The 11932-nt window shown below is 36.1% G+C and carries 13 protein-coding genes; 10 read left to right on the top strand and 3 right to left on the bottom strand.

Features of this window, described 5'->3' with window-relative positions:
- Positions 1-95: 95 nt before the first annotated feature.
- The 9 genes from AC5XHR_RS08645 (at position 96) to AC5XHR_RS08605 (ending at position 8171) form a co-directional block, all read left to right on the top strand.
- Positions 96-542 carry a hypothetical protein gene (locus tag AC5XHR_RS08645; protein ID WP_495950373.1) on the top strand — a complete coding sequence of 149 codons (447 nt, stop codon included), beginning with the start codon at positions 96-98 and terminating at the stop codon, positions 540-542.
- Positions 543-643: 101 nt separating this feature from the next.
- Complete coding sequence (locus tag AC5XHR_RS08640; protein ID WP_495950372.1) at positions 644-1438, top strand: sulfite exporter TauE/SafE family protein; 795 nt, start codon at positions 644-646, stop codon at positions 1436-1438.
- Positions 1439-1507: 69 nt separating this feature from the next.
- Complete coding sequence (locus AC5XHR_RS08635) at positions 1508-2920, top strand: MBL fold metallo-hydrolase (RefSeq protein ID WP_495950371.1); 1413 nt, start codon at positions 1508-1510, stop codon at positions 2918-2920.
- Complete coding sequence (locus AC5XHR_RS08630) at positions 2920-3300, top strand: rhodanese-like domain-containing protein (RefSeq protein WP_495950370.1); 381 nt, start codon at positions 2920-2922, stop codon at positions 3298-3300. The genes AC5XHR_RS08635 and AC5XHR_RS08630 overlap by 1 nt, the downstream gene beginning before the upstream one ends.
- A gap of 4 nt (positions 3301-3304) precedes the next feature.
- Positions 3305-3613, top strand: a complete 309-nt coding sequence (locus AC5XHR_RS08625) for a rhodanese-like domain-containing protein (protein WP_495950369.1) — start codon at positions 3305-3307, stop codon at positions 3611-3613.
- Between the two features lie 40 nt (positions 3614-3653).
- Positions 3654-3953 (top strand): thioredoxin family protein, encoded by a 300-nt coding sequence (locus tag AC5XHR_RS08620; RefSeq protein ID WP_495950368.1) that lies wholly within the window; start codon positions 3654-3656, stop codon positions 3951-3953.
- A 339-nt stretch (positions 3954-4292) separates the two neighbouring features.
- A complete protein-coding gene (locus AC5XHR_RS08615) occupies positions 4293-4973 on the top strand; it encodes a C40 family peptidase (protein WP_495950367.1) in 681 nt (226 codons plus the stop codon).
- Between the two features lie 75 nt (positions 4974-5048).
- A complete protein-coding gene (locus tag AC5XHR_RS08610) occupies positions 5049-5408 on the top strand; it encodes a hypothetical protein (protein ID WP_495950366.1) in 360 nt (119 codons plus the stop codon).
- 69 nt (positions 5409-5477) lie between these two features.
- Positions 5478-8171: a TonB-dependent receptor domain-containing protein gene (locus tag AC5XHR_RS08605; RefSeq protein ID WP_495950365.1), complete on the top strand. Its 2694-nt coding sequence runs from the start codon at positions 5478-5480 to the stop codon at positions 8169-8171.
- Positions 8172-8202: 31 nt separating this feature from the next.
- Here the strand turns inward: AC5XHR_RS08605 and AC5XHR_RS08600 are convergent, their stop codons facing one another.
- Positions 8203-8961 carry a murein L,D-transpeptidase catalytic domain family protein gene (locus AC5XHR_RS08600; RefSeq protein ID WP_495950364.1) on the bottom strand — a complete coding sequence of 253 codons (759 nt, stop codon included), beginning with the start codon at positions 8959-8961 and terminating at the stop codon, positions 8203-8205.
- 102 nt (positions 8962-9063) lie between these two features.
- On the bottom strand, positions 9064-9504 hold the full coding sequence (gene msrB, locus AC5XHR_RS08595; protein WP_495950363.1) for a peptide-methionine (R)-S-oxide reductase MsrB: 441 nt from the start codon (positions 9502-9504) through the stop codon (positions 9064-9066).
- Positions 9505-9625: 121 nt separating this feature from the next.
- Between msrB and AC5XHR_RS08590 the strand changes: the two genes are divergently transcribed.
- Complete coding sequence (locus AC5XHR_RS08590) at positions 9626-10870, top strand: DUF445 domain-containing protein (RefSeq protein ID WP_495950362.1); 1245 nt, start codon at positions 9626-9628, stop codon at positions 10868-10870.
- Here the strand turns inward: AC5XHR_RS08590 and AC5XHR_RS08585 are convergent.
- Positions 10863-11909: a quinone-dependent dihydroorotate dehydrogenase gene (locus tag AC5XHR_RS08585; protein WP_495950361.1), complete on the bottom strand. Its 1047-nt coding sequence runs from the start codon at positions 11907-11909 to the stop codon at positions 10863-10865. The two genes, AC5XHR_RS08590 and AC5XHR_RS08585, sit on opposite strands and share 8 nt — an antisense overlap.
- Positions 11910-11932 lie beyond the last annotated feature (23 nt).

Here is an 11932-nt window from a genome sequence, read left to right as displayed (position 1 = left end):
TCAACGGATAAAAGTACTAAAAAATGTCGTTGCAAAAGTCGGTTTCCTCCTGCTCTTTTTTTCGTAACTTTGTTAGTCACGCTAAACATCGCATTATGAAACGCACCGAAATCTTAAATCGCATTATCGAAGAACAAAAAAAAGTGATTGCTAATATGCAGCAAACAGTTGATCGTTACGTCAATGCATCAGATTTGGACGAGGATAGCACGATTGATCCCGATGATTTATCAAGACAAGCGGAATTTAAAGATCTTCAATTGCGATTTGAAGCCTTATTAAAAGAAGCAAAAGATAATTTGACTTTAGTTGAAAAGCAACTTCCTAAAGAAGAGCATGAAATTGTAGAAAACGGTTCTTTAATAGAACTGAAAAATCATTTCGTTTTCGTAGGAATTTCGGTTCCAAAATTTACGTTAGATAAGAAAGAAGTAATTTCCATTTCGGCAGAAGCTCCTATTTATCAAGAATTCAAAAACAAGAAAAAAGGAGATTCAGTTCAGTTTGCTGGTGCTGAAGATCAAATCTTGGCTCTTTATTAAATCAACACTACTTTAATTATTGATACTTATTGAAGAAGAATCCTAATGTAACCAAAGTCACCGTGCATCAATAATTACTTTTTTACCTTTGCACTATAATTATGGAATACTTAGGATATTTTTTCGCAATCATAATTGGATTGGTCATGGGACTCATCGGCGGCGGCGGCAGCATATTAAGCGTCCCGGTTTTTGTGTATCTTTTCCATTATGACGCAATTACAGCAACAGGATATTCTCTTTTTGTGGTAGGAATCACCAGTCTTTTTGGAGCTGGCGGTTTTATGAAAGAGAAATTGGTTAACTACAAAACAGCCTTTCTTTTCGGAATTCCGTCTATATTAGGAGTCCTTTTTTCAAGAAGAGTTATTTTACCTCACTTACCCCACTACATTATTAACAAATGGGGAATCGTCTTAACCAAAGAAACATTTTTACTTCTCTTATTTGCGGTTTTGATGCTGATTTCATCCTACAAGATGATTTCGAAAGCCGATCGCAGTATTATTAGAAAAGCAACTGATATTAACTTCACCTTATTAATTTCTCAAGGACTTTTGGTAGGAATTATCACTGGACTAATTGGCGCAGGCGGTGGATTTTTAATCGTTCCCGCATTGGTGATGCTTCTGAAACTGAATATGAAAGAAGCTGTCGCTACTTCCTTATTTATTATATCGATGAACTCTTTAATCGGGTTTGGAAGCTCGATGGACAAACTCCTTGTTGACTGGAACTTTTTACTGATATTTTCTGCGCTATCTATTGCTGGAATTATTGTTGGGGTTCGGTTGGCAAAGAAAATTGAAGGAAAAAAACTACGCCCATTTTTTGGCTGGTTTGTCCTTATCATGGGCATTTACGTCATCCTTCGCGAAACCATATTTCAAGGATAGACGAATTCAATAGAAAATAAACAAAATTGTATGCTATTTGCTAAAAATATTAATTAGAAATTTTTTAAAATGAAAATTGAACAAATATACACGGGTTGTCTTGCTCAAGGAGCGTATTATATCGTTTCGGAAAACGAAGCGGTAATTATTGATCCTTTACGAGAAGTACAGCCGTATCTAGATCGTTTGGAAAAAGATAAGGTAACTTTAAAATATATTTTCGAAACACATTTCCATGCAGATTTCGTTTCTGGACACTTAGACTTAAGTCAGAAAACCGGAGCACCAATCGTTTACGGACCAACGGCAAATCCTGATTTCGACGCGATCATTGCAGAGGATAACCAAATTTTTAAGGTTGGAAAAATCAAAATTAAGGTTCTACACACTCCAGGACACACGATGGAAAGCTCGACCTTCTTACTTATTGATGAAGAAGGAAAAGAAACAGCAATTTTCTCCGGAGACACCCTATTTTTAGGTGATGTAGGAAGACCAGACCTTGCACAAAAAGCAGCAAGTATGACTCAAGAAGAGTTGGCTGGACTCCTTTATGACAGCTTAATGAACAAGATTATGCCTCTTGGTGATGATGTTACGGTATATCCAGCTCACGGTGCAGGCTCGGCTTGTGGTAAGAAAATGCAAAAGGAAACTGTAGATACATTAGGCAATCAAAAGAAAACCAATTACGCTTTAAATCAACCTAATAAAGAAACATTTATCAAAGAAGTTTTAGATGGCTTGGCTCCGCCGCCACAATATTTCGGAATGAATGTAGCGATGAATAAAAGTGGTTATCAAAGTTTTGATGAAGTTAAAAAAACAGCCTTAAAAGCAATTCATGCTAATGATTTTGAAAATGTTGCGGAAGATACTGGAGCCTTAATTTTGGATACGCGTCCGGCAGCAGATTTCCATAAAGGATTTGTCCCAAACTCCATTAACATTGGTTTAAAAGGAGATTTTGCTCCTTGGGTTGGCGCGATGATCGTTGACGTAAAACAACCCATTTTGTTAGTTACAGAAAAGGGAAACGAGGAAGAAGGTGTAACAAGATTAGCTCGTGTTGGCTTTGATAATGTCGTAGGATATCTTGATGGAAGTTTTGATGCGTGGAAAAATGCGGGTAAAGAAGTAGACACCATTCATAGAATTACACCTGCCGATTTTGCAGCAGAATATAATGAAAACAGTAAGGTTATCGACGTCAGAAAACCATCGGAATACGAAGCAGAACACGTAAACGACGCATTCAATAAACCCTTGGATTATATTAACGAATGGGCAAATACGATAGATGATACGGAACATTTCTTCTTGCATTGCGCTGGTGGATACAGAAGTATGATTGCGGCAAGTATTTTAAACTCTAGAGGAATTCGAAATTTCACGGAAATCGAAGGTGGGTTTAATGGAATCAAAAATGCAGAAAAAATCCCTACCACGGATTTCGTTTGTCAATCTAAAGTTTTCAAATAATGAAGCATCTTATCATTTTATTAATCTTTACCTTTTCTCTAATCGGTTGTAAAACAGCTAAATCTCTTGAAAGACCCGTTGGCGACATCAAGGAAATTGTTGTGGATGATGAAACCCTTTTAGTTGATGTACGAGTTCCAGAAGAATTTAACGCAGAAACCGCATCAAATAAAGCCATAAATATTCCTTTAGCTGAGCTAGAAAAGAACATAGACAAAATAAAATCTCACAAAAAAGTGGTAGTTTTTTGTAATAAAGGTCGCCAAGCGGATCAAGCAATGGAAATTTTGTTGAAAAACGGAGCAACCAATGTTTATGATGGAACAACTTGGCGCAATGTGAAAGCCATTATTGAAGAATCAAAAACCAAGAAAGACTAAAATCATGTTGGACTTTTTTAAAAACCTTTTTGGAAAATCGGTAGATTATAAAGATTTAAAATCTCGAGGTGCCCAAATAATTGATGTTCGTACAACAACCGAATATCAAAATGGTCATATTAAACAATCGCAAAACATTCCGTTGCAGGATTTGAAACTAGCTTCGGAAAAGTTAGATTTGAAAAAGCCCATCATCACCTGTTGTGCAAGTGGCGTTCGTAGCGCTTCGGCAAAAAGTATTTTACAAAATGCTGGATTCGAAGTTTACAACGGCGGTGGATGGCAAAATCTTCAAAAGAAATTAAATTCTTAATTGAGCTAGATTTCTTTGTATAACATTAAAAAAAGAAAGTATGTCACAAAAATTTCAAGAACTAATACAATCTGAAAGACCCGTTCTTATAGACTTTTTTGCAACTTGGTGTCAACCTTGCAAAGTACAGTCATCGGTTTTGAATACGGTAAAAGATAACGTTGGTGATAGCGCACGAATTATTAAAATTGATATCGATCAATATCCACAAATCGCTGCTGATAACGGCGTTCGAGGCGTCCCTACCCTTGCTATTTATAAGAATGGCGAGTTACTATGGAAAGCCAGCGGTGTTCATGACGTTAATACGTTAACAGATTTAATAAAACAATATCAATAATAACAAAGAAAAACGCCCTAAATTAGGGCGTTTTTTAGTTCAAAACACGACTAAAACAACAATCATACCGTTCATTTTCAGCGAGATACATTATTTATATAATTATAGATAACATTTATAAGGTTTATAGATATGTTAAAAAATCTTAAGAAAAAAAATAGCCGCAATGTCCTATAAGGGCGCTGCAGCTAATTTTTTCTTTAACATAAGTAAAATCTATGTTAAAATGTGTTAAAATAGAGTTGGCATCATCCGAGAATTAAGCCCCCCTGACCATCATTGTCTACTTTTGCTATGTCATTAACAAAAAATAATTCTAACACGGATAATCAAATATATATGAAGAAAAGAGTTTTGTTTTATATAACAGCAATCGTCACTTTTTTTTCGCTTCAATCTTGTGTGACTAATTACGTTGTCTCTGAACCTATTTCATACAAAGCAAATGCCAAACTTTCTACTATCCCGTCGAAAAGTTTGAATAACATAAAAACCGCTCTTAATTCTGAAAATTCAATTGACGCAACTCTAGCGAACATTGAAAAGACAAATAAAGAAATTGAGAAAACAGGTCTTAACTTATATAACGAAAAAATCACTGAACTTCTAGCAGAAGCTGATACATACCTAGGAACTCCTTACCGTTACGGTGGTACAACGAGAAGTGGTATCGACTGTTCAGCATTTGTTCTTTCTGTTTTTGGTGCAACTATGGGAATCCAATTACCAAGAGTAGCAGCATCTCAAGCGCAAGAAGGAGAACGTATTTCTAAAGATGAGTTGAAGAAAGGAGATTTAGTTTTCTTCGCACATAGCAAAAGAATTGCGCACGTAGGTATCGTTCATGAAGTTAATAAAGAAACTGGTGAAGTGAAGTTCATTCACTCAGCAACCTCAAGAGGTGTGATGGTTTCTTCTTTAGATGATAAATATTGGGGACCTCGTTACCGTTTCGCTCAAAGAGTAATCAACGAAAATCATATTAGTGATTACCAATCATTAGCAAAGAATTTGAACTAAGATAAATAATTGAATAATGATCCGCTTTCTCACCAAAAGCGGATTTTTATTGAAAAATAGTTGTATTTTTGACCTATGAAATTTTGGATTAAGCTAATTACTTTATGCCTTTGCTGGACAATCACTGTATTGCCAGTCCAAAATTTCTATGCCCAAAGCCATTCCACTTCAACAGAATGTTGTACTTCTGAAAAAGAAAGTGAATGCTGCGAAAAAGATCCCATTAAAAAAGACGAAAAGCATCAAGAAAAATGCAATGATTGTTGTGCGACAGCACACCACTGTCCTGCGTGTTTCGTTTATGTTTCCAAATTAGTAGATACGGATGCTTCTCAGGCGTCTATTTCGTTACGAAATAACCCTAAATTTTTATACAAAACCCCTTTTGTATATTCACTTACCTCATCGATTTGGCAACCGCCTAAAATAGCTTAATTACACTCGAAATTGAATGTTTCCAATGGGAATGCATTCAACATTTTTGTATAATTAATCTATTTATAAATGAAACAAAATCTAGTTACCAAGTTACTACTTGGGATATTCATTGGCGTATTTGGAATCGTCAATGCTCAAAAAATTACAGAAAATTATCAAGTTAAAGGTTTATGCGGAATGTGTAAAGACCGCATCGAAAAAACCGCCAAAGATGCGGGTGCTCAAAATGCGCAATGGAATGCCGAAAACACAACCTTAAGCGTAAGTTTTGATAAACAAAACACATCAAAAGAGAAAATTCTTAGAAAAATAGCGGATGCAGGTCATGATAATGAACTATTTCAAACATCTGCAGAAACCTATAAAAACCTACCAGCATGTTGTCATTACGAACGCGATGTACCAAAAGCAGAAGCTCAAATTCCTGTAAAAAAGGAAAATGAATACTTCGTACGTGGTAACTGCGGGTCGTGTAAATCAAGAATTGAAAAAGCTGCAAAAGAAGCGGGAGCAACCTCTAGTTCGTGGGATGCGGAAACGCAAAAAGTAACCTTAGATTTTGATCCTAATAAGACTACTGCAGAAAAAATTCTTAAAAAAATTGCTGATGTTGGTCACGACAACGAGATGTTCACTGCATCCGATGCTGTTTACAAAGGTCTTCCAGGATGTTGTTTGTACGACAGAGTACTTCCTTTAGGGGTAAAAAGCCCTTTAGTACATATGGAAGAAACTCCCTCAAAATCGACAGTTTCTGCAAAAGAAAACGTTGAAAATCATGACGGTCACGATCATGGAAACGATGGAAAAGAGTCTAATATTTCTGGTGTTACTATTACCAAAATTAAAGAAGCTACAACTGTAAGTAAAAAGGAAGCGGGCCTGGTTTTCAATATCGGGTCAAAAGAACTTTTAAAAGCTGCTTGTTGTAATCTTTCGGAAAGTTTTGAAACCAATGCCACGGTGGATGTTTCGTTTAGCAATGCCGTAACGGGAACTAAACAGCTGAAAATGCTTGGACTTGACCAGAAATACACGAGTTTAACAAAAGAATTGCTGCCAGAAATTAGAGGAATTTCTTCGGCTTATGGTTTAAATTTTATTCCAGGAAGATGGATTGGTGGAATTCAGCTTACGAAAGGCGGAAGTACGGTAACCAATGGTTATGAAAGCATCACGGGACAAATCAACACCGAACTTTTAAAATATCAAGGAAAAGATGAAACGACTTTCAATTTATTCGCTGATAACAATGCACGTTTAGAAACTAATATTACACTAGTTTCTGCTTTAGGAGAACATTGGAGTCAAAGTATCTTAATCCACGGAAACGGAACTTTTTCCAAAGTTGATCATAATGAGGATGGATTTCTTGACCAACCAACTGGAAGTCAAATAAACGTTGCGTACTTATTAAACTATTCTGATTTAGAACACTCTGGATGGGGTTCGCATTTTGGAATTAACTTTTTGAAAGACAAAAGAAATGCAGGGCAAATAGATTTTGACACCAAGAAAGCGCAAAGCGAGCAATCGCCCTACGGTGTTGGGATAGACATTTCAAGAATTCAAGTTTGGAATAAAACCGGTCATATTTTTAATGGAAAACCCTTCCGAAGCCTTGGGTGGATGAACCAATATACCTACCATCAACAAGATAGCTTTTTCGGGCTTCGCGATTATTTCGGAAAACAAAATACATTTTTCTCCAATTTAATTTACGAGGATATTTTCGGCAATACCAATCACAAATATAAAGTGGGAGCTAGTTTCTTGTATGACAAATTCGACGAATTATATCTTAACGATCAGTATAAACGAGAGGAAACCGTACCAGGTTTATTCGGAGAATATACACTTACCGGTTTAAAATACACATTAGTAGCTGGTGCCCGTGTTGATTTCCATAATTTGGCAGGAACGCAATTTACACCAAGGGTGAATTTCAAATACGACATTACACCTAAAACCATTTTGCGTTTATCGGCTGGTAGAGGTTTCAGAACGGCTAATGTTTTCGCGGAAAATCAACATTATTTCGCTTCAAATAGACAGATTGAAATCATCAACAATCAGGGTGAAATTTATGGTCTGAAACCAGAAATTGCTTGGAACTACGGCGCAAGTGTTCAGCAAGAATTTAGACTTTTCGGAAATAAATCAACCATAATTGCAGATTTATTTAGAACCGATTTTCAAGATCAAGTTGTTGTTGATTTAGACCATTCTACCCATAAAATTATGTTCTATAATCTAGATGGGACCTCGTTTGCTAATTCATTCCAAACGCAATGGGATTTTTCACCAGTAACTCGACTTGATTTCCGTTTGGCGTACAAATATTATGATGTCCAAGCGCAATATATGGATGGTAGAAAAGAAATTCCTTTTATGGCAAAACATAGAGGATTTGCCAACATCAGTTATAGTACGGCGAAAAATGATAAAGGAGGTTTTTGGAGTTTTGATACAACGCTAAACATTGTAGGAAAACAAAGAATCCCGAATACATCGATGAACCCAACGGAGTTTCAACTTCCGCAATACAGTTCTACATTTAGTACTTTGAATGCGCAAATCTCGAAAAACATCAATGAAAAAGTGCGACTTTACATTGGTGGCGAGAACCTTACAAATACGCAACAAGACAATCCTATTATGGATGCATCCAACCCATTTGGAAACTATTTTGATGCCGGTATGATTTATAAACCCATCATGTCAGGGAATTACTACATCGGACTCGACATCGCGTTCTAAAACAAAAAAAACCAGCAAATGCTGGTTTTTTTTATGCTTTTAGCCATTCTGATTGGTCTAAATAATCTTGGTTCGGATAATAAATGAACAAAACGTTCTTATCTTTTATGGTATTGATGATCGCCTCAGCCAAAGCTCTCGGAACTGCGGGACACCCCCAACTTCTTCCAATTCGCTGATGTTGCTTAGCAAAATCATCACTTACATAATCGGCGCCATGCATTACAATCGCTCTTTTTAAAGCTGCATCATTATACCCAGCATCCATACCTTGCAGTTTCAAAGAATATCCATTATCACCATTATAGGTGAAGTCCGTCACATAAAATCCTAAGCTGCTTTGCAACGAACTTTCTCTGTTGGAAAAATTAGTTGCAAATTCTTCTCCCGTATTCTTTCCATGAGCGACTAGGGAGTGAAATAGAATTTTTTGTTGTTCCAAATCAATAACCCACATACGCTTCTTATTTGATGAAAGCGAAAAATCAACAACCGTTAACAAATGAGATTCCGAAGGAAGTTGACCCGCTTTTTTCAGCTTTTCGTATCCTTTAAAGGCAAGGTCAAACACATTTTTGTTTAATGCTGCTTCGTTTTCAAAATTAAGAGAACCGTAAATAAGATCTGCTGTACTTTTGGTGGTTGCTTTAACATCGATATGCGCCGCATCAACAGCCAAAGTATCTGTAATTTTCGTTTTTGCTTCAGCAACTTCCTCACCTTTCGGCATGATCACAAACGAACTTGCAATCGTGAAAGTAGCTAATAGCGGTAGAATTAAATTCTTCATGAATAAAGTTTACTTTAAAAAACGATGCAAAATTACAAAACCATCATAATCAAATACTTAAAAACCAAAACTTTAACTAAAGTTTAAATTTTATTAACATTTTTATTTGGCATCAGGCTCGAATTCTAAACTTACCGAATTCATACAAAAACGCACATGCGTTGGCGGCGGACCGTCATTGAAAACATGGCCTAAATGCGAATCGCAACGTTTGCACAAAACTTCGATACGTTCCATTCCATGTGAAGAATCACGCTTGTAAATCACGCCTTCTTTATCGGCTTCAAAAAAACTTGGCCAACCACAAGTTGAAGAGAACTTCGCATCTGAACGGAACAAATGATTTCCGCACACAGCGCAGTAATACTCGCCTAATTGATCAAAATCATTGTATTTACCCGTAAATGGGCGTTCTGTAGCTGCTTCGCGAGCCACAGCATATAAATCCGGATCTAAGATTTTTTTCCACTCTTCATTGGAAACATTCAATTTGGTACGATCCGTTTTCGAAAAATATGGATTGTTTTTTGCAGTAGAATTCATAGGAGTAGCATTTTGTAAAGCTCTTTCAACAGGTTTATGTACTTGCGAACATGATTGCAAGAGGAAAATAAAAACTATTGAAAAAACTAATTTCATACTCAAAAATACTAATTTTGAATCAATGAACGACGAAGTTAAAAAGAAACAACTCTTCAAATACAAAGCTTTTGCTACCGGACTTTTTATTCTGATGGCGGTGATTTTCATTGTAACCACCATACTCCAAAAGACCAACGATTCGCATTGGATCGGTTATGTAAGAGCGTTTTCCGAAGCGGCAATGGTTGGTGCATTAGCCGACTGGTTCGCGGTTACAGCCTTATTTCATTATCCGTTAGGTTTGAAAATTCCCCACACCAATTTAATTCAGAACTCCAAAGAACGAATTGGTGATAACTTAGGGAATTTCGTGGTTGATAATTTTCTCGCTCCACAAAATATTAGACCGTATATTCAAAAAATTCAGGTTTCTAAAATCGCTGGCGAATGGCTTTCCAAAGATAGGAATCAAGAAATGCTGCTTCAAGAAGGCTCAGCGATTATATTGGATATTCTACAAAAACTTGAAAATGAATCTGTGGAAAAATTCATTGGACAGAAACTTGTTGAAATGGGCGATCAACTTCGCTTCGATCAGATTTTAGGAAATGGAATTGAATATTTAATTGAAAACGGAGAGCATCAAAAACTAATTACACAGATTTCCGCACAATTAAAAATTTATATTGTAGAACACGATGAAATGGTTCGGGATCGCGTGAAAAAAGAAAGTTACTCCTTAATTCCAAAATTTGTGGATAATGCGATTGCAGATAAAATTGTAAGTGGTCTGGCTTCGTATTTTGAAGATATTGAAATTCAAAACGATCATGAAATCCGAAATGAAATCACCCAAAAACTAGTGAAATTTTCTTCTGAATTGAAAGAAGGAAAACAACATCATGAAGCCTTGCAAAACATTAAATCCTATTTTCTAACAGAACAGAAAGTGCAGCAATATGCTTCTGATATATGGCGAACCATAAAAAAATCGTTGGTTGATGAGCTTAATCTGCCCAATTCAAGTATTAAAGCCTATTTAAAACGAAATATTGGCGAATGGGCAAATAACTTGCAGCATGATGAAGTTTTACAAAAGAAAATTGATTCTTGGATTCGCACCACTGCGTACAAATATATTCTTAAAAACACACATCAGTTCGGCAACCTCATCAGCTCAACCGTTGGAAATTGGGAAGGCAAAGAACTCAGCGAAAAACTCGAGCTTGAAGTAGGAAAAGATTTGCAATTTATTCGTGTTAATGGGACAATCGTTGGCGGTTTAGTTGGCTTATTAATCTATACAATTACCCACTTTTTTATTTAGTACTTCTAGGTAAGCGACTTGCTCTTTTTAAAAGTTCGTTGTTGATATCGTTAATCAATTGTGGACCTTCGTAAATAAAACCAGTATACAGTTGCACTAAGCTTGCTCCTGCATCCAATTTTTCCATCGCATCTTTTGCAGAATGAATTCCGCCAACCCCAATAATTGGAAAGGCACGATTGCTTTTATCCGCAAGATACTTAATCATTTTGGTACTACGTTCACGAATTGGTTTTCCGCTTAAGCCACCATTTCCGATTTCAGCTAAGGTTTCCGCGGAAGTATTCAAACCTTCTCGATTAACGGATGTATTGGAAACGATGATGCCTTCAATTTTCGTTTCAGCAATCAAATTGATGATTTCATCCAATTGATTGTTGTTTAAATCTGGAGCAATTTTCAGTAAAATAGGTTTTGGATTCGGTTTCGAAATATTGATTTTCTTCACTGCTGTAATCAATTCACGTAGATATTCAACATCTTCCAATTTGGCGTGACTTCCCACATTCGGACAACTCACATTCAAAACAAAATAATCAACATAAGGATGAAGACCTTCGAAACAATCCAAATAATCTTGAGTGTAATTTTCAGGCGTCGTGTTGGTGTTTTTTCCAATATTTCCGCCGATGATGATTTTTCCTTTGTTGCCTTTCAATTTCTCAATTGCCGCTTCCAAACCATCATTATTGAAACCCATTCGGTTGATTATTCCGCCATCTTCAATTAAACGAAACAAACGTTTTTTTGGATTTCCGGCTTGAGCTTTTGGTGTTACGGTTCCGATTTCTACAAAACCAAATCCCAAATCCGCCAATTCATTAAAAAGCACAGCGTTTTTATCAAATCCTGCGGCTAAACCCACTGGATTTTTAAATTTCAAACCAAAAACTTCTCTTTCCAATCGTTTATCTACAATAGGTTTTGGAAGAAACAATTTGGTTAAAAAACCAAAGTTCTTAAGCATTGAAAATGTAAAGTGATGAACTTCTTCAGGATCGAATTTGAAGAGAATTGGTCGAATGATACTTTTGTACATACTAGAAAAGTTTTACAAAAATA

Source organism: Kaistella sp. CFF1-2 (assembly GCF_059509915.1).
This window is presented reverse-complemented; position numbering and strand designations above follow the sequence as displayed.